Source organism: Sinorhizobium sp. BG8 (assembly GCF_016864555.1).
GTDB lineage: Bacteria > Pseudomonadota > Alphaproteobacteria > Rhizobiales > Rhizobiaceae > BG8.
The window spans coordinates 4,424,366-4,447,050 of record NZ_CP044011.1; the positions used below are offsets into that span (position 1 = coordinate 4,424,366).

General features: G+C 63.0%; 16 protein-coding genes. 10 read left to right on the plus strand and 6 right to left on the minus strand.

Annotated features, from left to right (window positions below):
* The first annotated feature begins 24 nt into the window (after window positions 1-24).
* From omp10 to F3Y30_RS20645, 5 genes are all read left to right on the plus strand, one after another.
* Window positions 25-393, plus strand: coding sequence for an outer membrane lipoprotein Omp10 (omp10, locus tag F3Y30_RS20625; RefSeq protein WP_203424512.1), 369 nt, complete (start codon window positions 25-27; stop codon window positions 391-393).
* 262 nt (window positions 394-655) lie between these two features.
* Window positions 656-2,491, plus strand: a complete 1,836-nt coding sequence (locus F3Y30_RS20630; protein WP_203426711.1) for a bifunctional metallophosphatase/5'-nucleotidase — start codon at window positions 656-658, stop codon at window positions 2,489-2,491.
* A gap of 128 nt (window positions 2,492-2,619) precedes the next feature.
* Window positions 2,620-3,651, plus strand: a complete 1,032-nt coding sequence (gene hemH, locus F3Y30_RS20635) for a ferrochelatase (RefSeq protein WP_203424513.1) — start codon at window positions 2,620-2,622, stop codon at window positions 3,649-3,651.
* 153 nt (window positions 3,652-3,804) lie between these two features.
* Window positions 3,805-4,815: an SPFH domain-containing protein gene (locus tag F3Y30_RS20640; RefSeq protein ID WP_203426712.1), complete on the plus strand. Its 1,011-nt coding sequence runs from the start codon at window positions 3,805-3,807 to the stop codon at window positions 4,813-4,815.
* Between the two features lie 3 nt (window positions 4,816-4,818).
* Window positions 4,819-5,277 (plus strand): NfeD family protein, encoded by a 459-nt coding sequence (locus tag F3Y30_RS20645; RefSeq protein ID WP_203424514.1) that lies wholly within the window; start codon window positions 4,819-4,821, stop codon window positions 5,275-5,277.
* On the opposite strand, the gene F3Y30_RS20650 is transcribed toward F3Y30_RS20645, so the two are convergent.
* A complete protein-coding gene (locus F3Y30_RS20650) occupies window positions 5,278-6,273 on the minus strand; it encodes a KpsF/GutQ family sugar-phosphate isomerase (RefSeq protein ID WP_203424515.1) in 996 nt (331 codons plus the stop codon).
* Between the two features lie 142 nt (window positions 6,274-6,415).
* On the opposite strand from F3Y30_RS20650, the gene F3Y30_RS20655 reads away from it, so the two are divergent.
* On the plus strand, window positions 6,416-7,924 hold the full coding sequence (locus F3Y30_RS20655) for an outer membrane beta-barrel protein (RefSeq protein ID WP_203424516.1): 1,509 nt from the start codon (window positions 6,416-6,418) through the stop codon (window positions 7,922-7,924).
* 86 nt (window positions 7,925-8,010) lie between these two features.
* On the opposite strand, the gene galU is transcribed toward F3Y30_RS20655, so the two are convergent.
* Complete coding sequence (gene galU, locus F3Y30_RS20660; RefSeq protein ID WP_203424517.1) at window positions 8,011-8,895, minus strand: UTP--glucose-1-phosphate uridylyltransferase GalU; 885 nt, start codon at window positions 8,893-8,895, stop codon at window positions 8,011-8,013.
* Between the two features lie 202 nt (window positions 8,896-9,097).
* Here galU and F3Y30_RS20665 point away from each other — a divergent pair, with 202 nt between their 5' ends.
* Window positions 9,098-10,321 carry a lytic murein transglycosylase gene (locus F3Y30_RS20665; protein WP_203424518.1) on the plus strand — a complete coding sequence of 408 codons (1,224 nt, stop codon included), beginning with the start codon at window positions 9,098-9,100 and terminating at the stop codon, window positions 10,319-10,321.
* 128 nt (window positions 10,322-10,449) lie between these two features.
* A complete protein-coding gene (locus tag F3Y30_RS20670; RefSeq protein WP_203424519.1) occupies window positions 10,450-11,667 on the plus strand; it encodes a DUF459 domain-containing protein in 1,218 nt (405 codons plus the stop codon).
* A 271-nt stretch (window positions 11,668-11,938) separates the two neighbouring features.
* Here the strand turns inward: F3Y30_RS20670 and F3Y30_RS20675 are convergent, their stop codons facing one another.
* The gene (locus tag F3Y30_RS20675; RefSeq protein ID WP_203424520.1) at window positions 11,939-13,393 is read right to left on the minus strand and encodes a glutamate synthase subunit beta; all 1,455 of its coding nucleotides are present in this window, start codon (window positions 13,391-13,393) and stop codon (window positions 11,939-11,941) included.
* A gap of 99 nt (window positions 13,394-13,492) precedes the next feature.
* The gene (gene gltB / locus F3Y30_RS20680; RefSeq protein WP_203424521.1) at window positions 13,493-18,214 is read right to left on the minus strand and encodes a glutamate synthase large subunit; all 4,722 of its coding nucleotides are present in this window, start codon (window positions 18,212-18,214) and stop codon (window positions 13,493-13,495) included.
* Between the two features lie 593 nt (window positions 18,215-18,807).
* Between gltB and F3Y30_RS20685 the strand changes: the two genes are divergently transcribed.
* On the plus strand, window positions 18,808-19,854 hold the full coding sequence (locus F3Y30_RS20685; RefSeq protein ID WP_203424522.1) for a low specificity L-threonine aldolase: 1,047 nt from the start codon (window positions 18,808-18,810) through the stop codon (window positions 19,852-19,854).
* Window positions 19,855-19,881: 27 nt separating this feature from the next.
* On the opposite strand, the gene F3Y30_RS20690 is transcribed toward F3Y30_RS20685, so the two are convergent.
* Window positions 19,882-20,730: a LysR substrate-binding domain-containing protein gene (locus tag F3Y30_RS20690; protein WP_203424523.1), complete on the minus strand. Its 849-nt coding sequence runs from the start codon at window positions 20,728-20,730 to the stop codon at window positions 19,882-19,884.
* A gap of 91 nt (window positions 20,731-20,821) precedes the next feature.
* Here F3Y30_RS20690 and F3Y30_RS20695 point away from each other — a divergent pair, with 91 nt between their 5' ends.
* Window positions 20,822-21,811, plus strand: coding sequence for a bile acid:sodium symporter family protein (locus tag F3Y30_RS20695; protein ID WP_203424524.1), 990 nt, complete (start codon window positions 20,822-20,824; stop codon window positions 21,809-21,811).
* Between the two features lie 84 nt (window positions 21,812-21,895).
* Here F3Y30_RS20695 and F3Y30_RS20700 read toward each other — a convergent pair whose 3' ends face one another.
* On the minus strand, window positions 21,896-22,357 hold the full coding sequence (locus F3Y30_RS20700) for an Hsp20 family protein (protein WP_203424525.1): 462 nt from the start codon (window positions 22,355-22,357) through the stop codon (window positions 21,896-21,898).
* Between the last annotated feature and the right edge of the window lie 328 nt (window positions 22,358-22,685).

Genomic DNA, 22,685 nt, shown 5'->3' on the forward strand with positions numbered 1-22,685 from the left:
CAGCCAAGACTACGGGAGATTTCGATGAAGCCCATGACCCTGGTAACCATCCTGACAGCCGCCGTCGCGTTGACCGCGTGCCAGTCGGAGCGGGCAACGCGCGACGTGCCGGTCGCCAGGGCGCAGCCTACCGGCGTCGAGGGCTCATGGGTCGATCCGAACGGCATCGTCTCCACCTTCTCCGCGGGTACCTTCACGACGCGCACGACCGATACGAACCAGTTGCTGGCGTCCGGCACTTATATCAATACCTCGCCGACCCTCGTCGAGATCAACATGACCTCGCTGGTGCGCAACACCCAGTCCAAGGTCAACTGCGCGCTGATCAACCCGACGCAGCTGAACTGCACAACGGATTCCGGCTCCCAGTTCTCGCTCGCCCGCAAGGCCTGACGGCCCTTCCACATCTGAGAGGGTTCCCCGGCCCCGCCCGCAGCGATCGTTGCGGGCGCAAACGGCTATTGTGCAGGCCTTTCCGGAGCTTAACCCTCTTCCCAACTTGCGTGGCCCCTCCCCCTTTTCCTCTTGAAGTTGCCACGGTCTGGTGAAACCATTCCGCTTCAGACGGGTTGTCCCCTCACAGGCGCTGAAGCGCGGAGGGCGATTGCCGAACCCTCGGATTTGGAGCGCCACGCCAGGCAACAGGAGAGCTTGCATCATGAGAATTGTTCGGACCAGCCTGCTGGCTGCCTCTATCGTCACGCTGTCCTGCGGAACGGCGCTCGCTGACTACGAACTCGACATCCTGCACATCAACGACCTCCATTCCCGCATCGAATCCATCAACAAGTTCGATTCGACCTGCTCGGCCGAGGAGGAAACCAAGAACGAGTGCTTCGGCGGCGTCGCCCGCCTCAAGACGGCAATCGATACGCAGCGGCAGAACCTTGCCGGCAAGAACGTGCTGCTTCTCAACGCCGGCGACAATTTCCAGGGGTCCCTTTTCTATACGACCTACAAGGGTGCCGCCGAGGCCGAGTTCCTGAACCTGATGAAGTTCGACGCCATGACGGTCGGCAACCACGAGTTCGACGACAGCGAAGACGGCCTGGCGCTGTTCCTCGACAAGGTGAAGTTCCCGGTCGTTACCGCCAATGTGGCTGCCGGCGCGAGCTCGAAGCTCGGCGACCGCGTGAAGCCTTCCATCGTGCTCGACGTGGGCGGACAGAAGATCGGCATCGTCGGTGCGGTGGCAAACGACACGAACGAGTTGTCCTCTCCCGGTCCAAACGTGCTGATCGGCGATGACGTCGCCGACATCACCGCAGCGATAGCAGAACTGAAAAAGCAGGGCGTCGACAAGATCATCGCCCTCACCCATGTCGGCTATCCGCGCGACCTTGCTGCGATCGCCAAGATACCGGACGTGGACGTGGTCGTCGGGGGCCATTCGCACAGCCTGCTCTCCAACACCGACGAGAAGGCCGAAGGCCCCTACCCCACGATGGTCGACAACCCCGGCGGCTACAAGGTTCCCGTCGTCCAGGCCGGTGCCTATTCGAAGTACCTCGGCAACCTGAAGGTCGTGTTCGACGACAAGGGCGTGGTGAAGGAAGCGACGGGCAATCCGATCCTCATCGATTCGAGCTTCAAGCCGGACGAGGCCGTGGCTGCACGCGTCAAGGAGCTTGCCGGCCCGATCGAGGAACTTAAGGGCAAGATTGTCGCCGAGGCGTCAGCCCCGATCGACGGTTCACGCGAAGTCTGCCGTTCCGGAGAATGCGCCATGGGCAATCTCGTTGCCGATGCCATCCTCGATCGCACCAAGGACCAGGGTGTCACCCTGGCCATCACCAATGGCGGCGGCCTTCGTGCATCGATCGACGCCGGCCCCGTTTCGATGGGCGAGGTCCTGACGGTGCTGCCATTCCAGAACACCGTCGCGACCTTCCAGCTCAAGGGCACTGACATCGTCACCGCGCTGGAGAACGGCCTCAGCCAGATCGAGGAGGCCGCCGGGCGCTTTCCGCAGGTCGCCGGCATGAAGTTCACTTTCGACAAGTCGAAGCCTGCGGGCAGCCGGGTCGTATCGGTCGAGGTGAAGAAGGGCGACACATTCGCGCCCCTCGATCCGGCCGCAACCTACACGCTCGCCTCCAACAACTACATGCGGGCTGGCGGCGACGGCTACAAGATCTTCGCGTCCGCGGCGATGAACGCCTATGATTTCGGCCCCGGCCTGGATCAGGTCGTAGCGGATTACCTTGCTGTGAACCGGCCCTACAAGCCCTACACCGACGGCCGCATTTCGCTGGCTGCCGCAACGACGACCGCTGCCGCTCCCGCGGCCGGTGCCGAAGTCGCGACGCCGGAGGCAAGACCCGCTGCCGCCGGATCGAAATACGTTATCGTCCGTGGCGATACGCTTTGGGCAATCGCAAGGATTGCCTATGGCGAGGGGCGGCTCTGGAAGAAGATTTCCGATGCCAACGGCAACCCGCGCCCGCGCGCCCTCGCGGTCGGTTCCGAGCTGGAGATCCCCGCCCAATAAGGACAATTTGTCTCCACTTATTATGCCGGTCCGGGCTTTCCCGGACCGGCATTTGTTTTTAGAACGATTATCAACTGCTCCCCGCCCACGGGAAGCCGCACAAACTGAATAGCGACAGACAGGTCACGATGAGCGACACCACAGCGAAGCCCGCGAACCATCCATCCATCTCCCATGGAAAGGTCGGCGTGCTTCTCGTCAACCTCGGCACGCCCGATGGAACCGACTATGCCTCGATGCGGCGCTACCTGAAGGAGTTCCTGACGGACCGCCGCGTGATCGAATGGTCGCGCTTCTTCTGGTACCCGATCCTGTTCGGCATCGTGCTCAATACGCGGCCCGGCAAGGTCGGCAAGGCCTACGAACTGATCTGGAACGAGGAGAAGAACGAAAGCTTCCTTCGCACCTACACCCGCAACCAGGCGGAACTGATGGCGAAGAGCTTTGCCGGACATCCTGAGGTCGTCGTCGATTGGGCGATGCGCTACGGCCAGCCGTCGATCGCCTCGCGCATGGACGCGCTGCAACAGCAAGGTTGCGAGCGGATTCTGGTGTTTCCTCTCTACCCGCAATATGCCGCCGCCACGACCGCGACCGTCAACGACAAGGCGTTCGAGGCGCTCTTGAAGATGCGCTGGCAGCCCGCCCTGCGCACGGTTCCGCCCTATCACGACGATCCCGCCTACGTCGACGCTCTGGCTGAGTCCATTACCCGTCATCTCGGCGGATTGGACTGGGAGCCCGAGGTGGTGCTTGCATCCTTCCACGGCATCCCGAAGTCCTATTTCGACAAGGGCGATCCCTACTACTGCCAGTGCCAGAAGACCGCGCGCCTGCTGCGCGAAAGGCTCGGCTGGTCGAAGGAGAAGCTGCAAGTCACCTTCCAGTCGCGCTTCGGCCCGGAGGAATGGTTGCAGCCCTATACGGACAAGACCGTCGAGAAGCTGGCACAGGATGGCGTCAAGCGCATCGCCGTCATAAATCCGGGCTTCGTCTCCGACTGCCTGGAAACACTCGAGGAGATCGCCGGACAGGCAGCCGAGAGCTTCCACCACAACGGTGGCGAGAAGTTTTCCCACATCCCCTGTCTCAACGATTCGCCGGAGGGCATGGCCGTTCTGGAGAGCGTGGTGCGCCGGGAACTTGCGGGCTGGATCTGACACTTCCGCCGCGGCGGCCCTCGGGTATCTTTTCGGTATCGCTCTAGAAGTTTGAAACTAGGACATCTTTTCGCTTCCGCGCGATTCCGTTTGGCTGCGGGATGATCTAGACTGGCTCGACGCAACCGTGGGGAGCTCGTTAACACCATGTCGCTGGGTGGACTGGATATTTTCGTTATTGCCTTGGTCGCGCTGGTCGTCCTTACGCTCTTCATGGGTGTGAGGACCATACCCCAGGGTTACAGGTACACGGTCGAGCGGTTCGGGCGCTACACGCGCACGCTCGAACCGGGTCTCAACCTCATCGTTCCCTTCATCGATCGCATCGGCGCGAAGCTCAACGTCATGGAGCAGGTGCTGGACGTGCCAACGCAGGAGGTCATCACCCGCGACAATGCCAGCGTGTCGGCGGACGCGGTCGCCTTCTACCAGATCCTGAATGCCGCGCAGGCGGCCTACCAGGTATCCAACCTGCAGAATGCCCTGCTCAACCTGACGATGACCAACATCCGCTCGGTCATGGGGTCCATGGACCTGGACGAACTCCTTTCCAACCGCGACACCATCAACGAGAAGCTTCTCCATGTGGTCGACGAGGCCGCCAATCCCTGGGGGATCAAGATCACCCGTGTGGAGATCAAGGACATCGCACCGCCGACCGACCTCGTGGACGCCATGGCGCGCCAGATGAAGGCGGAGCGTGAGAAGCGCGCCCAGGTGCTGGAGGCGGAAGGCGCGAGAAACGCGCAGATCCTGAGGGCCGAGGGCGCGAAGCAGTCGGCGATCCTCCAGGCCGAGGGCCAGCGCGAAGCAGCATTCCGGGATGCGGAGGCGCGGGAACGCCTGGCGGAGGCCGAGGCCAAGGCGACGCGCATGGTTTCCGATGCGATCGCATCCGGAAACCTGCAGGCAATCAACTACTTCATCGCCCAGAAATATACGGAGGCGCTGGTGTCCGTCGGATCCGCCCCGAACGCCAAGGTCGTGCTCATGCCGATGGAGGCCTCGGCGCTGATCGGTTCCCTCGGGGGCCTTGGCGCAATCGCACGCGAGGTCTTCGGTGACGGCAGCAACCCACCGGCTCCCTCGCGCGGGCGCGCTTCGACGCCGGCGACAGGCGCCACCGTGCGCAATCCATTCGAGACGCCGCCGCAGGGGAGCTGAACCATGATCGCACGGATCGCAACCGAACTCGGTCCCTGGGCGTGGTGGGTGCTGGGCATCGTGCTGCTGACCGCCGAAGTCCTGCTGCCGGGCGTGTTCCTGGTCTGGATCGGCATCGCCGCAGTCCTGACCGGCGCGCTGTCGCTCATTCTCTGGGAGTCGGCGTTGTGGAGCTGGCAGCTACAGTGGCTGGTCTTCGCGGCGCTGTCCCTCGCCTCGGTCCTGCTCGGTCGCCGGCTTGTCGCAAAAGGTGGGAAAGAAACCGACGAACCTTTTCTCAACCGGCGTGCCGATAGCCTCGTCGGGCGCACGGCGACGCTGGAACAACCCATTCGCGAGGGCCGCGGCAGGATCAGGCTGGACGACACAAGCTGGTCGGTTCAGGGACCCGACCTGCCCGTTGGCACACGCGTTCGCATTGTCCGCTCCAGCGGCCGCGAACTGACGGTTGAGCCTGTCTGATCAGGCGACGCCGATGCGCAGCAGATCGTGGAAGTGAACGATCCCGAGCGGGTAGTTCCCTTCGTCGGTAACGATCAGCGCCGAGATGTTGTGCTGATTCAAGAGGCCGAGCGCCGCAGTCGCCAGAGTAGTCGTCTTCACGGTCTTCGGGTTCTGCGTCATGATGTCGTCGACGAGCGCGTCCGCGAGGTTGCGCCCGATGTTGCGGGCAATGTCGCCATCGGTGACGATGCCGGCGAGCTTGCCGTCATCACGGACGACACCGACGCATCCGTAGCGCTTCTGCGCCAGCGTCATGACAGCCTCTGGCATCGGCGTGCCGAGCGGCACGAGCGGCATGTGCTCGCCGCTGTGCATGATGTCGCCGACATGCGACAGGCTCGCACCCAGCTTGCCGCCAGGGTGGAAGGTCTTGAAGTCCACGGCTGTGAAGCCGCGAGCCTCGAGCAGGGCGACCGCCAGTGCGTCGCCGATTGCGAGCTGCATGACGGTCGACGTCGTCGGCGCCAGCCCGTGCGGGCAGGCTTCCGCCGCCTTGGGCAGCAGCAGAACGATGTCGGCTTCGCGCGCCAGCGTCGAACTCGCACCGGAAGTGACGGCGATCAGCGGAATGGAAAACCGTCGCGAATAGGAGATGATACCGCGAAGCTCGGAGCTTTCGCCGCTCCAGGACATCGCGAAGATCACGTCGTCGCGGGTGATCATCCCGAGGTCGCCATGGTTGGCCTCGACGGGATGAACGAAGAAGGACGGAGTGCCGGTCGAGGCAAGGGTCGCGGCAATCTTCGCGCCGATATGGCCGGATTTGCCGATACCGGTCACGACGACCCTGCCGTTTCCTTCCGCGATTTGCTGCACGGCCTCGCAGAAGGGATCGCAAAGATAGCTCTCGAGCGCCTTGGAGAGCGCCGTCAGGCCATGTCTTTCGGTCTGAATCGTACGGACGGCAGAGGAGATCGCTCCGTCGCTGTCCACTTTCGCTTGTCTCTTGATCATGAGGCCCGATTACCGCTTTTGCGCCGTTCTGTCTATCCGTTACCGCGCAACATCGTCAACGACAACGCAGTCGCAGCAATCTTACGTTAACCATGTAGCTTTACGGTTGCGAAAGTAATTCGAAAGGTTGCAGGCCGCAACGATGGTGCATGAAAGCAGGAAGACAGCCAAGACCGGGCTCGCCCGGCTCGCCCGGCCCGTGGCCGGGTTTCTTCTTGCGAGCACGATTCTGATGCCGGCTCAAGGTGTTGCCCAGGATGCCGGTCTTTCCGCTTCGGCCGCCGATGCGCTTTCGGCCGCTACAACCGCGGGAACTTCCGGCGCCCCCATCGACGATGCCGACACCGACGCGGGCTATGGCACCAGCTCCCCTTCGCAGGGCGTGGCAAATACGGGGTTGATCACCCAGAATCCTGTGGACACTAGCCTCCCCGAGGGGGACCCCGGCAGGATTCTCGAGGAAACGGGGCGCGAAAACCTGCCCGAGAACACCGTCGACGGATTGCGCCCCAGCGGCGGCTTCAGCGACGAGCCACCGGGAATACGCTTCGGCACCTTCGTGCTGAAGCCGGCCCTATCCCAGGGTATTTCCTACGAGAGTACCAAAACCGGCTCTAGTACCGAAAGCCGCGGCTTCGCGCAGACCGGCCTCAACGGAACGCTGACCTCCGACTGGTCGCGCCATCAGCTGAGCGTGGTCGGTGAGGGCCGATACGAGCGAAACCTCTGGGGCGAAGGCGAGACGGAGCCCGAAGCAAACGTCGATGCCGACCTGCGTCTCGATCTCGCGGACGACGTAGTCGGCCACCTCACCGCCGGTTACAGCCTGGAACGGGAAGATTCGACCGATCCGAACGCGATTGCGGATGCGCAGGTGCAATCCGCGGTGCAGGACTTCTCCGTCGGTGCCAGCCTCGAGCGCGACTTCGGTCTGCTGCGCGGAAGGATCGGCGCCGAGGTGACGCGGGAAATCTATGGCGACGCCACGCTGGCGGACGGTTCCTCGCTATCGCTCTCGGATCGCGACAACACGGCCGGAACGGTTACCGCACGTCTGGGCTACGAGATATCGCCTGCCCTAATCCCCTTCATCGAAGCTTCGGTCGGCCGCACCGTCAACGACGACAAGCACGATTCGCTGGGCTACGAGCGCTCGTCCTGGACGACCGGCGGCAGGACAGGGATGGAGGTCGATCTCGGCGAAAAACTGCGCGGAGAATTGGCGCTCGGCTATGCGCGCGCAGCCTACGACGATTCGCGCCTGCAGGCGCTCGACGCCTTCACGCTGGACGGACTGGTGAACTGGTCGCCCCAGAGGGGTACCGACGTCGCCCTCGGGTTCGAGACCAAGATCGAACCTTCGACTGTCGCGGGCGAAAGCGGCTACATCTCCTACTCGGCCAACACCGACATTGCCCATGAACTGCGCGATAATCTCGTGGCAAGGCTTGCGGCGGACTATACGCTTCGCGACTTTCCGTCCTCGGGGACGCCCAATCAGAATGTCTATCTCGCCGGTGTCGGGCTCACCTGGGGCATCAGCCGCTATGTTGATCTGACCGGCGACGTGTCCTACGAACTGACCACGCAGCGCTCCACCCCGGACACAGGCGTGACGCGGGCAGGCGTCGGGCTCACGCTCAAGCGCTGATCAGGAGGGTGGCCGGAGCCGGCCACACTTGCGCGATGTCGCCCGCCGGGAAGACGGGCGACAGGAAGGCGCGATGAAGTCTAGCTTCAGATCCGCGACACCAGCTTCTTCAGCGGCTCCGCCACGACAGGGCGGATATCGGAACGTTCGAGGGCAAAAGCGACGTTGGCGAGGATGAAGCCATCCTTTGCGCCGCAGTCATAGGTCTCGCCGCGGAAATGGTAGGCCGCGAAGCCCTGCGCTTCGGCAAGCTTCACCATGCCGTCAGTCAGCTGGATCTCGTTACCGGCGCCGCGCTCCTGGGTGGCCAGGATCGGGAAAATCTCCGGCTGGAGAATGTAGCGCCCGTTGATGAAGTAGTTGGACGGCGCAGTGCCCGGAGCGGGCTTCTCGACCATCTTGGTGATCTTGAACCCGTCGCCCACCTTCTCGCCAACGCCGACGATCCCGTACTTGTGCGCCTGGTCCGGCGCGCACTCCTCGACGGCGACGACGTTGGCGCCGCTGTGCTCATAGAGCTCGACCATCCCCTTCATGCAGCCCTTCTCGCCCTTCATAATCATATCGGGGAGGAGAAGCGCGAAGGGTTCGTTGCCGACAAGTTCCCGAGCGCACCAGACAGCATGGCCAAGGCCGAGCGGCTCCTGCTGGCGCGTGAAGCTCGTGCTGCCTGCAACAGGCAGGATGCTCTCGAGCAGCGTGAGTTCGGCCGTCTTGTTTCGCTGCCTGAGGGTCTGCTCGAGCTCGACCTGGATGTCGAAGTAGTCCTCGATCACGGCCTTGCTTCGCCCGGTCACGAAGATCAGGTGCTCGATGCCGGCCTCCAGCGCCTCGTCGACCACGTACTGGATTACGGGCTTGTCGACCACTGTCAGCATTTCCTTGGGCACGGCCTTCGTGGCGGGAAGGAACCTGGTGCCGAGGCCGGCCACAGGAAACACGGCTTTGCGAACCTTGCGAATGTCAGACATCATCAACCTCGTTTGTCCCTTCCCCTCATGGGAATGGCATTTATGTTTCGGATTAGATTAGATTTGCTATTTTTTTGCAAAGGCAGACGAGGCCAATCTTTCATGGTAAAGATTTTGTTGACCTTGATTTCGTAGGATTTGCGTTCAACCGGATGCGTTTCGCGCGCTGAACTGAAAACTCGAAAAACGGAATCGACAGCCGATGAATCAGGATCGAAAGAATATTTTCCGCCGCTCCGCGCTGGCCCTTCTGCTCTCTGCCGGCCTCTTTGGATCGACCGGCGCAGCGCAGGCGAACTCCGGCTTCCAGACCTGGATTGCGAACTTCTACGCGACCGCCGCCAAGAGCGGCATCACCAAAGCCACCTATCAGAAGGCGTTTTCAGGCGTCAAGACGCCGGATCCGACGGTGCTGGAAAAGGCGGCCTACCAGCCGGAATTCAAGCATCAGATCTGGGATTATCTCGATTCCCGCGTCAATCCCTATACCGTCAAGATCGGGCAGGAGATGGGACGCAAGCACGCACGTACGCTTGCCGCGATCGAGCGTCACTTCGGAGTGGACAGGAACATCCTCCTGGCGATCTGGTCCATGGAATCGAACTACGGCGCGGTCCTCGACAAGGACGAGAAGTTGCACTACGTACCCCGTGCGCTGGCAACGCTCGCCTACGCCGATGAAAAGCGCTCCAAATATGCGCGCAATCAGCTAATCGCCGCCTTGAAAATCATCCAGAATGGCGATGTCCCCGCATCCGAGATGACCGGCTCATGGGCCGGAGCCATGGGACATACCCAGTTCATACCCTCGAGCTACCTGCTCTATGCGATCGACGCGGATGGTAACGGCCATCGCGACATCTGGAACTCGGTTCCCGATGCGCTGGCCACGGCAGCGAACCTTCTGCACAAGAACGGCTGGCAACCCGGCAAGACCTGGGGTTACGAAACCGTCATCCCGCAGGGCGGCACCAAGTATTCCGGCCAGACGAAGACGCTGGCGCAATGGGCGAAACTCGGCTTCAAGCGCCCGGGCGGCGGCAGCTTCAAGTTCCCGAACGACCGGGCCGAGCTCAAGATTCCGAGCGGCGGCAATGGTCCGGCATTCCTGATGACCAAGAACTTCTTCGTCATCAAGCGCTACAACGCATCGGATTCCTACGCGATGGGCGTCGGCATGCTCGCAGACCAGCTCTCCGGCTACGGCGGCGTCAAGCAACGCTGGCCGCGCCCGGATGGCGCCCTCGACATTTCCGAGAAGTTCGAGCTGCAGACCCGCCTGAAGGAACTCGGCTACTACGAGGGTGAAGTGGACGGCAATTTCGGCTCCGGTTCCAAGGCCGCGATCCAGGCGTTCCAGAACCGCATGGGCCTCGCCGCGGACGGCCAGCCGAGCCAGACCCTCCTGAACGCCCTGCGCCGTTGATCGGCGCAGGGACCTTTTCCGCTTTGCCTCGTCCCGTCCCTCTGCCATCATGGAGTACGGAGGAATGAGCCCGGCAGGCCATTCCTCACCTTTCTAGGTCGCGTCATGCGACAGCGGGAGCGCCGTTGATGTACCCGATCGGCCGCGTGATGCGGATCGTCTTGCTGATTGTCGTTGGAGCCCTTGCCGTCCCCGATCTAGGCATGGTGGCCCCCGCGAGCGCCCAGGAGCGCCCGCAGCGGAAAAACATCTTCCAGCTGCTCTTCGGCGGATTCCAGAAGCGTGAGGTCGTCCCGCAGAGACAGATCCAGCAGCGCCAGCGCAAGGCGGCAGTGCCCCGGGCGAAGAAGGCAAAGCCGGCCGTCGCCACGAAACCGGCTCCGGTCGTGATTGCCAAGCTGCCCGATGCAAAGGTCGTGCTGGTGGTCGGCGACTTCACGGCCGACGGCCTCGGCGAAGGCCTCGTGGCGGCTTTCGAACCGACCCCCGGCATCTCCGTCGAGGCTCGCACAAGCGGCTCTTCGGGCCTTGTGCGCGACGACTATCACAATTGGCCGGCGGAACTTCCTGTCATCATCGACGAGCTCAAGCCAGCGGTGGTTGTGATCTCTCTCGGTGCGAACGATCGCCAGCAGATGGCAGTCGCCGGAATCAAGGAGAAGTTCCGCTCGGACGTCTGGACCGCGGAATACGAGAAGCGCGTCTCGAACCTCGCCACAATCGTGCGCAGCAGGCAGATTCCCCTGTTGTGGGTTGGCATGCCGGCGTTCCAGTCCTCCTCGATGACCGCCGACATGATCACGCTCAACAACATGTACCGCGCGGGAAGCGAGAAGGCCGGCGGTGAATTCATCGACATATGGGACGGCTTCGTCGACGAGAACGGCAAGTTCGTCACCACCGGCTCCGACATCAACGGTCAGCAGCTTCGTCTTCGCGGCTCGGACGGCATCAACTTCACCAAGGCCGGAAAGCGAAAGCTCGCATTCTACGTCGAGAAGGAGATCCGCCGCATCCTCATCGATTCCGCCGCAAGCGGCGCCGATATCCAGGGAACGGGTGACCTCAAGGATCTGATCGTCACGGCGCCGCTGAAGAACGAGGAAATCATCAAGACTCAGCCGATCAGCCTGACCGATCCGGAACTCGACGGCGGCGCGGTGCTGCTCGGAAGCAGTGCCCCGGAGAAGGGAACCGGCAAGAGCCCCCGCGAACTGCTGGTCGACAGGGGTGAGGTACAGCCGGCGCCTGCGGGCCGCGTCGACGATTTCAGGCTGGACAAGACCAAGCCATCCTCGGACACCGCGAAGAACGTCGACGATTTGACGAAGGTTCTGCGCCAGTAGCCTTGCCTGGAGCATGTCCGGCAAGGCGCTTCACGGAATGTCCGAAAAGCGAAATCGCAAGCCCGTCTTCCAGAGGTGATCGCCTCTTCCGGGGCAGAACGTGTGCGAAAACAAGGATCCGGAGTATTTCCGGACGCAACGTCTCTGGAATTGCGCCAGCGTCGTCAGCGAACCCGAGGGATCGCGCCCCGCTTTGGGCCGGGGTCTGACCAATCGGCCAACGGCCGATTGAAGGGATGGCTCCGCATACGCCGAGCCATCCCGCATGGTTTTACTGCGGGAGCGTGGTTGTTCCCATCAGCGTTTCATCGATCGCGCGAGCCGCCTGGCGGCCTTCACGGATCGCCCAGACCACGAGCGACTGGCCGCGGCGGACGTCGCCTGCTGCCCAGAGCTTTTCCACCGAGGTCTGGTAGTCGCGGTCGTTGGCGATGACGTTGGACGAGCCGCGCTTGTCGGTGTTGATCGCCAGCTTGTCGCCGAGATCCTGCAGCACGCTGTCCGTGAACGGGCCGCGGAAGCCGATCGCGATGAAGGCGAGATCGGCCTTGATGATGAACTCCGTGCCGGCGATCGGCTTGCGGCGCTCGTCGACCTGGCAGCACTTCACACCCGTCAGGATGCCGTCCTCGCCGACGAATTCGAGCGTACCGACCTGGAACTCGCGCACGGCGCCTTCTGCCTGCGACGAGGAAGTCCGCATCTTCGTGGCCCAGAACGGCCATACCGCAAGCTTGTCTTCCTTCTCGGGAGGCTGCGGGCGGATGTCGAGCTGGGTCACCTTGACCGCGCCCTGGCGGAACGCCGTGCCGACGCAGTCCGACGCCGTATCGCCGCCGCCGACAACGACCACGTGCTTGCCGCCGGCAAGGATCGGGTCCGAGGGCCAGCCGACGCTGTCGACGTTTTCGCGGCCGACGCGACGGTTCTGCTGAACGAGATATGGCATGGCATCGTGAACGCCGGCGAAATCCACGCCCGGAATGCCGGCGTCGCGCGGCGTCTCGGAGCCGCCGCAGTAAAGCACGGCGTCATGCTCCGCGAGAAGCTCGTCCATCGGCTTGTCGACGCCGATGTTGACGCCGCAATGGAACGTCACGCCTTCGCCCTTCATCTGCTCGACGCGGCGATCGATGAAGTTCTTCTCCATCTTGAAGTCCGGAATGCCGTAACGCAGCAGGCCGCCCGCCTTCGATTCACGCTCATAGACGTGAACCTCGTGACCGGCACGGGCAAGCTGTTGAGCCGCCGCAAGCCCCGAAGGACCGGAACCGATGACCGCGACCCGCTTGCCGGTCTTGACCGTCGCCGGCTGCGGCACGATGTAGCCCATCTCGTAGGCCTTGTCGGCGATCGCCTGCTCGACCGTCTTGATCGCCACGGGCATATCTTCGAGGTTCAGCGTGCAGGCTTCCTCGCAGGGTGCCGGGCATACGCGGCCGGTGAACTCCGGGAAATTGTTGGTCGAGTGCAGGTTGCGGATCGCCTCTTCCCAGTTGCCGTTGTAGATGAGATCGTTCCAGTCCGGAATCTGGTTGTGCACCGGACAACCGGTCGGGCCATGACAGTAGGGAATGCCGCAATCCATGCAGCGTGCCGCCTGCTTCTGAACTTCCTGGTCCGACATGGGGATCGTGAATTCGCGGAAATGACGAATACGATCCGAAGCCGGCTGGTACTTCGCAACCTGCCGATCGATTTCCATGAAACCTGTAACCTTACCCATTGCTGTATCCTGATCTAAGCGTGTCTCGACAGGCGCCCTTGCGGGCGCGTGGAATGCCCCCGATCGTCCTCGACCAGGGGCACGCATGCGGGGGCCGGGTTACTCGGCCGCTTCCGCCATTTTCATCCGTTCCATGTCTTCGAGCGCCCTGCGGTACTCGACCGGCATCACCTTGCGGAACTTCGGCCGGAAGTCTGCCCAGTTGTCCAGGATTTCCTTGGCCCGGGGAGAACCGGTGTAGTGCAGGTGATTGGAGATCAGCTGGTAAAGCCGTTCCTCGTCATGCCGCGTCATGTCGCCGGAAACGTCGACCATGCCCTTGTGCATGAGATCGCCGCCATGATGGTGCAGCTTCTCGAGCATGTCGTCCTCTTCCGGTACCGGCTGCAGCTCGACCATCGCCATGTTGCAGCGGCGGGCGAAATCGCCGGCTTCGTCGAGCACGTAGGCAACGCCGCCGGACATACCGGCCGCGAAGTTACGGCCCGTCTGGCCGATGACCACGACGACACCCCCGGTCATGTATTCGCAGCCGTGGTCGCCCACGCCTTCGACAACCGCCACCGCGCCGGAGTTGCGCACGGCGAAACGCTCGCCGGCCACGCCGTTGAAGTAGCACTCGCCCGCGATGGCACCGTAAAGCACGGTGTTGCCGACGATGATCGATTCATGCGCCACGATCTTGGAGTTCTCCGGAGGACGCACGACTATGCGGCCACCCGAAAGACCCTTGCCCACATAGTCGTTGCCCGCGCCGATGAGGTCGAAGGTGACGCCCCGCGCCAGGAAGGCGGCGAAGGACTGACCGGCCGTGCCGTGCAACTTGACCGAGATCGTGTCGTCCTTCAGCCCCTTGTGGCCATAGCGCTTCGCAACCGCGCCCGAGAGCATCGCGCCCGCGGAACGGTCGACGTTCCTGATGTCCACTTCGAAGGCGGTCGGCGTCTTGGATTCAAGCGACGGCATCGCCAGTTCGATCAGCTTGCGGTCGAGGACGTCGGAGATCGGGTGGTTCTGCCGGGTCGTCCAGTAGGTCTCTTCCTTCGGCGCATCGACCTTGTGGAAGATGCGGCTGAAGTCGAGGCCCTGCGCCTTCCAGTGCGCGACCATGCGGTCCTTGTCGAGGAGTCCGGACGCACCGATGATGTCGTCCAGCTTGCGCACGCCGAGCGAGGCAAGGATTTCGCGCACCTCTTCCGCAACGAAGAAGAAGTAGTTGACCACATGTTCAGGGGCGCCCTTGAAGCGCTTGCGCAGAACCGGATCCTGTGTCGCGACACCGACGGGACAGGTGTTGAGATGACACTTGCGCATCATTATACAGCCGGCAGCGATCAGCGGCGCAGTCGCGAAGCCGAACTCGTCGGCGCCGAGCAGAGCCCCGATGATGACGTCGCGGCCGGTCTTGAGCCCGCCGTCGACCTGCAGCGCGATGCGCGATCTGAGGCCATTCAGCACCAGCGTCTGGTGGGTTTCGGCAAGGCCGATCTCCCACGGGCTGCCGGCGTGCTTCAGCGAGGTGAGCGGCGAAGCGCCCGTGCCACCGTCGAAGCCGGCGACGGTGATGTGGTCCGCGCGCGCCTTGGCGACGCCCGCGGCGACGGTACCGACACCGACTTCGGAGACCAGCTTGACCGAGATGTCCGCTTCCGGATTGACGTTCTTCAGGTCGAAGATCAGCTGTGCCAGATCCTCGATCGAATAGATGTCATGGTGCGGCGGCGGCGAGATGAGGCCGACACCCGGGGTGGAGTGACGGGTCTTCGCAATCGTCGCATCGACCTTGTGGCCGGGCAGCTGACCGCCTTCGCCGGGCTTGGCTCCCTGGGCGACCTTGATCTGCAGGACGTCGGCATTGACGAGGTAGTCGGTCGTCACGCCGAACCGGCCGGAAGCGACCTGCTTGATCGCGGAGCGTTCCGGGTTCATCGCGCCGTTGGCAAGCGGGGCATAGCGATCCGCTTCCTCGCCGCCCTCACCGGTGTTCGACTTTCCGCCGATCCGGTTCATGGCGATCGCAAGGGTGGTGTGCGCCTCGCGGCTGATCGAGCCGAAGGACATGGCGCCCGTCGAGAAGCGCTTCACGATCTCGGAGGCGGGTTCCACTTCCTCGACTGGCACAGGCTTGCGCCCGGCCGCCTCGGCGTCCTTGATGGAAAACAGGCCGCGGATCGTGTTCATGCGCAGCGACGAGGCGTTCACCAGCTCGGAGAATTCCGCATACCGGTCCTGTGCGTTCCCGCGCACCGCGTGCTGGAGCGAGGCCACGACGTCTGGCGTCCAGGCATGCCCTTCTCCGCGCATGCGGTAGGCGTATTCGCCGCCGATATCGAGCGTGTTCGTCAGGAGCGGGTCGCGGCCGAAGGCAGCCTTGTGGCGGGCATAGGTCTCGGCTGCGATCTCCTCGAGGCCAATCCCCTCGATGGTGGTCGCCGTTCCGAAGAAATACGCATCGACCAGCTTGGACGACAGACCGATCGCGTCGAAGATCTGGGCGCCGCAATAGGACTGGTAGGTCGAGATGCCCATCTTGGACATGACCTTGAGAATGCCCTTACCCACCGCCTTGATGTAGCGGTAGACGACTTCCTCGGCGTCGACCTCCTTCGGGAACTCGCCGCGCTTGTGCATGTCGAGCAGCGTATCGAAGGCGAGGTACGGGTTGATCGCCTCGGCCCCGTAGCCGGCGAGACAGCAGAAGTGATGGATTTCACGCGGTTCGCCGGTTTCGACGACGAGGCCGACCGAGGTACGAAGCCCCTTGCGGATCAGGTGGTGGTGAACCGCAGCGGTTGCCAGCAGCGCCGGGATTGCCACGCGGTCCGGACCCACCTGGCGGTCGGAGAGCACGATGATGTTGTAGCCGCCCTTGACCGCAGCCTCGGCGCGCTCACAGAGACGCTCCAGGATTTCCGGCATGCCTTCGGCGCCACGCGAGACATCATAGGTGAAGTCGAGCGTCTTGGTGTCGAAACGGTCTTCCGTGTGACCGATGGAACGGATCTTCTCGAGGTCGCCGTTGGTCAGGATCGGCTGGCGCACTTCCATGCGCTTGGCATGGGCCGCACCTTCATGATCCAGGATGTTCGGCCGCGGCCCGATGAAGGACACGAGGCTCATCACCAGCTCCTCGCGGATCGGGTCGATCGGCGGGTTGGTGACCTGCGCGAAGTTCTGCTTGAAATAGGTATAAAGCAGCTTGGTCTTGTCCGACATCGCCGAGATCGGCGTATCGGTGCCCATGGAGCCGATCGCCTCCTGCCCGGTGGTCGCCATCGGCGACATCAGGAGCTTGGTGTCCTCGATCGTGTAGCCGAAGGCCTGCTGGCGGTCGAGCAGAGACACGTCGCGGCGAAGCGCGCGGGGCTCGACCGGACGAAGGTCCTCCAGGATGAGCTGCGTGTTGTCGAGCCATGTACGATAGGGGTGCTTCGAGGCGAGCTCGGACTTCACCTCCTCGTCGGAGATGATGCGCCCCTTCTCCATGTCGATCAGCAGCATCTTGCCCGGCTGCAGCCGCCACTTGGTGACGATCTTGTCTTCGTCGACGGGCAGCACGCCCGCTTCGGATGCCATGATGACCCGGTCGTCGCTGGTGACGATGTAGCGCGCCGGCCGGAGGCCGTTGCGGTCGAGCGTCGCGCCGATCTGCTTGCCGTCGGTGAAGGCGACCGCGGCCGGACCGTCCCACGGCTCCATCAGGGCCGCATGGTATTCGTAGAAGGCCTTGCGCTGGGACGCCATCAGCTGGTTGCCGGCCCAGGCTTCGGGGATCAGCATCATGACCGCATGGGCCATGGAATAGCCGCCCCGCACCAGGAACTCGAGCGCATTATCAAAACAGGCCGTGTCCGACTGTCCCTCGTAGGAGATCGGCCACAGCTTCGAAATGTCTTCGCCGAAAAGCGGAGAGGAGACCGAGGCCTGGCGGGCCGCCATCCAGTTCACGTTGCCGCGCAGCGTGTTGATCTCGCCGTTGTGCGCCACCATCCGGTAGGGATGCGCCAGCTTCCACGACGGGAAGGTGTTGGTCGAGAAGCGCTGGTGCACCAGTGCCACCGCGGACTCGAAGCGCGGGTCGGAGAGGTCCTTATAGTATGCCCCCACCTGGTAGGCGAGGAACATGCCCTTGTAGACCACGGTCGAGGACGAGAGCGACACGGGATAGAAGTTGCTCTCCTCGCCCTTGTACTCGTCGTAAATGCGGTTCGAGATGACCTTGCGCAGTGTGAAGAGACGCCGTTCGAATTCGGCGTTCGTCGCCGCATCGCGGCCGGCGCCGATGAAGACCTGCACGTGGCGCGGTTCCGTGGCGACGATGTCCGGTGCCTTGGAGAGCGAGGAGTTGTCGACCGGGACATCGCGGTATCCGAGCAGGACCTGGCCTTCCTCGGCGACGACGTCGGCGATGACCTTCTTGAAATGCGAAATCAGCGCATCGTCCTGCGGCATGAAAATATGCCCGACGGCATATTCGCCGGCCTTCGGCAGAGTGACGCCCTGCTTTGCCATTTCCTCGCGGAAGAAGCGGTCCGGAATCTGTACGAGAAGACCCGCACCATCGCCCATGAGCGGGTCGGCACCGACGGCGCCGCGATGCGTCAGGTTTTCGAGCATGAACAGCCCGTCCTTGACGATCTGGTGCGACTTCTCGCCCTTGAGATGCGCGACGAAGCCGACGCCGCAGGCGTCATGTTCGTTGCGCGGATCGTAGAGACCCTGCCGTTTCGGGAGACCCGTTCGGAGCGCCGTCGTCTTGGCGTCCGTCGCAGTCGTCTGCGCGCGGTTCAAACCAAAACTCTTCGACGCAAAATCCGTCATAGTCGTCCCTCCTGTGCGCCCGGCATACTGCGGGCAGGCTTTCGCCCGCGTGCCGACCGGGTGCGTCCTCGCAATCCGGCCCCGCGGGCGTTATCGTTGCATGATCCTGATCCAGCCGCAAACCTAAGCTTCGCCCGATCAGGCAGAAATCATCGAAGGCCGCACACCTCGCAAATCGTCCGGATCGCTCGCGATCGGCGCCCTTGCGGAGTATCGCGACAACCTCTCCGGGGAGCAGTTCGTCGCGCTTTCGGCCTGTTCGACCGAAATAGGACAGCATGACTGTCCTATTTCGTAGGCTCTATGCCAGAAACGAATTGCGATCGCAAGAGGACATGTCCAAAATATTAATATGAAAGGACGAAAGATTACCGCTTCTTTGGGGATCTTGAAATTTTATTACGTTTTAGAGCCATCTGACTATCCGGAAATTTCAAAAATCGCGTTTCGCCAGACGGCGGCTCCGAAGCCCCTCTGGTCACCGGCACTCCCCCGCGCAAGATTCACTCCGGTGGAAAGGTTCCATTTGAACTTCCGTGGTTCTAAGGTCCGCACCGATCACAACCGGAGCCGGCCGATGCCGGATTGAAAGCATGCATTTTGCCTCTGACAACTGGGCGGGCGCCCATCCCCGCATTGCCCAGAGCCTTACGGACGCGGCCGGAGGTTTTGCCGCCGCCTACGGCACCAGCGATCTCGACAAGGCCGTCGAGCGGACCTTCTCCGAAATCTTCGAGCATGACGTCGCAGTCTTCTTCGTGGCGACCGGAACGGCAGCCAATTCGCTCGCGCTCGCGAGCTTCAACCGTCCCGGCGGTCAGATCTTCTGCCACCACGAAGCCCACGTGAACGTCGACGAGTGCAATGCGCCCGAATTCTTCGCCACCGGTGCGAAGCTCACCACTGTGCAAGGCATCGACGGCAAGATGGATCCGCATGCGCTTGCCGCGGCGATTGCACGCTTTCCGCCTGACTTCGTCCACGGCGGCCAGCCGATGGCCGTGACCATGACCCAGGCAACTGAGGCCGGCACCGTCTATACGCTCGACGAGATTGCCGCCATCGGCGCCGTTGCCCATGACGTGAAGCTGCCTCTCCACATGGACGGCGCGCGCTTCGCGAACGCCCTTGCTACGCTCGGCACGACGCCGGCGGAGATGACCTGGAAGCGTGGTGTCGACATCCTTTCCTTCGGCGGCACGAAGAACGGCTGCTGGTGCGCCGAGGCGCTCGTCCTGTTCGACACAGCGAAGGCGCGCGAGATGCACTATCTGCGCAAGCGCTCAGCGCAGCTCTTTTCGAAATCGCGCTTCATTGCCGCGCAGTTCGAGGCCTATTTCCGCGACGGGCTCTGGCTGGAGCTGGCCGGTCATTCGAACGAGATGGCGAGCCGGCTCGCCAAGGGCATCGCCGCCGCGGCCAGTGCGCGCCTCGCCTGGCAAACGGGCTCGAATGAGGTCTTTGCCATCGTTCGCAACGAAAGGATAAAGGCGCTCCATGCGAAGGGGGCCGTCTTCTACGACTGGCATCCGCCGGAGCACGTGAAGCGGACGATGGCCGAGGATGAGACGATGATCCGCCTCGTCACCAGCTTCGCGACCCGTCCGGAAGACGTCGACGCCTTCCTCGCGACGCTCTGATATCAGTCGGGGACAGCAGAAAGGCTGTCAGACGGCCCTGAGTTTGGCAAGCAACTCCTCCGACAGCGCCGCTGCCAGTGCGCTGTCGGCACCCCGGCGCGGTACGAGAACGAATTCCACGTCCTCGAGCATCGGCAGGCGACCTTCCGGCACCTCCCTCAGCCCCGCGGGCGCCATGCTTCTCGGTTGGACCAGTACCCCCATTCCGGCGCGGGCCACGGCCGTCAGCCCGCTCAGGCTGCTGCAGGTGCAGACGATGCGCCACGGAATATGTGCCCGGTCCAGCACCTCGATGGCGATGCCGCGGGTGATGCTCGGCGGCGGAAAGGCGATCAGCGACAGTGATGTCCCCGGCGCCAAAACCGCCTCTGGATCGCGCGCGAGCCAGACGAGCGCTTCCCGGTAGACGAGCCGCCCCCGGCTATCCCCCAGCCGGCGTTTGGCTAGGACCAGGTCGATCTCCCCATTGTCCTGCATCTGGTAGAGTGTGCCGCTGAGCGCCACCGTCAGCTCCAGATCGACAGAGGGATGCGCCCTGATGATGTCCTCGATGACCGCCGACAGGCGATTGGTCACGTAGTCCTCCGAAACACCCAGCCTCAGCCGGCCGCGCAGTCCTTCCTTGGCGAAGAGTGCCGACACCTCGCCGTCGATCGCCAGCATCCGGCGTGCATGGCCGATCAGCGCTTCTCCGTCCGGGGTCAGCGACAGGGTGTGGGTGTCACGGGAGACGAGCCGCCGTCCGACCGATGCCTCCAGCCGCTGCAGGTGCTGGCTGACCGTCGACTGGCCAAGCCCGAGCTTGGCTGCGGCGCGTGTAAAACTGCCCGTCTGCTCCAGGGCGACGAAGCTGCGCAGGTGCACGAGATCCAGCATGGCCAATCCAATTTCGCGATAACTGTTATTCCTTGCATTTCATATCGCAATAAGCGATCGGGAAGAAGACGTTGATTGCGGAGATGAGACAGTGCGACGGTTCCTACCCGACACCTTTACTATACTGCTGGTTCTGACCGTAGCGATCGCCTCGGTGCTGCCCGTCAGCGGAGAACCGGCGGCGTGGTTCTCCGTCGCCACCAAATGCGCGATCGCCCTTCTGTTCTTCCTTCACGGCTCGCGGCTCTCGCGCGATGTCGTGGTCGCAGGCATACTGCACTGGCGGCTGCACCTCGTCATTCTCGCCACCACCTTCGGCATATTCCCGCTGATCGGCATCGGCCTCGGCTATCTCGATGTCATTCCGCCGGCTCTCTATGCAGGGATCCTGTTCATCTGCGTGCTGCCCTCGACGGTGCAGTCCTCGATCGCCTTTACCTCCATGGCCGGAGGGAATGTCCCGGCGGCGATCTGCTCCGCTTCGGCGTCCAATATTTTCGGTATGTTCCTGACCCCGCTCCTCGTGGGTCTGCTCTTCACGGCCGGAGCCGGACAGGGCGGCTTTTCGCTGGACGCGCTGGAGCAGATCCTTCTGCAGCTTCTGGTGCCCTTCCTTCTCGGCCAGGTGCTGCAGCCCTGGATCGGCGACTGGATCCGCGCCCGCAAGAAGCTGCTCATGCCCGTCGACCGCGGCTCGATCCTGATGGTCGTCTACCTGGCGTTCAGCGAATCGGTGACCGAGGGCCTCTGGCATTCGATCTCGCTCCACGACATCGCAACTGTCGTAATCGCGGATATCGCCATCCTCGCGATCGTGCTGGTGGTAACCGCCCTCGGCAGCAGGCTTCTCGGATTTTCGCGCGAGGACCGGATCGCAATCGTCTTCTGCGGGTCCAAGAAGAGCCTGGCCAGTGGCGTTCCGATGGCGAGCGCCATCTTCGCCGGACAGAGCATCGGCGCCATCGTCCTGCCCCTGATGCTGTTCCACCAGATCCAGCTTATCGTGTGTGCCGTGCTGGCGCAGAAGTACGCGGCAGCGAACGCCCGGGCCGCACTCGGCGAGCCCGCTCCCGCACAATGAAAAACGGCGCCCCATGGGGCGCCGTCGCTAATTTGACCATTGTCAGGCTTGGCGGGACGAGACTTCGTCCGCACCGATGAAGACTTAAGCCGACTGGGCTTCGATCTGCTTCGGCTGCGCGCTGCCGGCGGCGATCTCGATCTTCCGGGGCTTCATCGCCTCGGGAATTTCGCGCACGAGGTCGATGTGAAGCAGGCCGTTCTTCAGCGAAGCCGAGCGAATTTCCACGTGGTCGGCGAGTTGGAAGCGGCGCTCGAAGGCCCGTTTCGCAATGCCGCGATAGAGGAACTGGCTTTCCTCGGCGGACTCTTCGGCCTTTTCGCCCTTGACCGTCAGCGCGTGCTCGCGCGCCTCGATCGAAAGCTCGCTCTCATCGAAGCCTGCGACGGCCATGGTGATGCGATAGGCGTTCTCGCCGGTCCGTTCGATGTTGTACGGCGGATAGGTCTGTGCCTGGTCGGGCTGGCCAAGGCTGTCCAACATGGTGAAGAGACGGTCGAAGCCGACGGTGGAGCGGTAAAGGGGGGAGAAATCAACGTGACGCATAGTGTCCTCCTGTGAGCGACGGGTTGCTGTCTGCATGGTGCCGACGCCCGATTTCCTGAGAGCGCGGTACCGGTTCATTCCGGACAACTGCCCCTATGTTGGCGACAGGTGTCCTTGGACGAGCCCTTTCGGCGCCCGTGACCAAGAGATGGGTATGCGTGAAAACCACGTCAAGACCCCTGGCCTTTCTTCAAGGTGAACCCTAGCTGAACGGCGGCTTCTGGAGCCGTTCAGGCTCGCCCTGGTAGAACTTGACCATCGGAAGCCCGCAAGCTTCCGCGACCGGAGAGCATCGTCCCTTCTCGCCGGTCAATTCGGGCCGGTATGC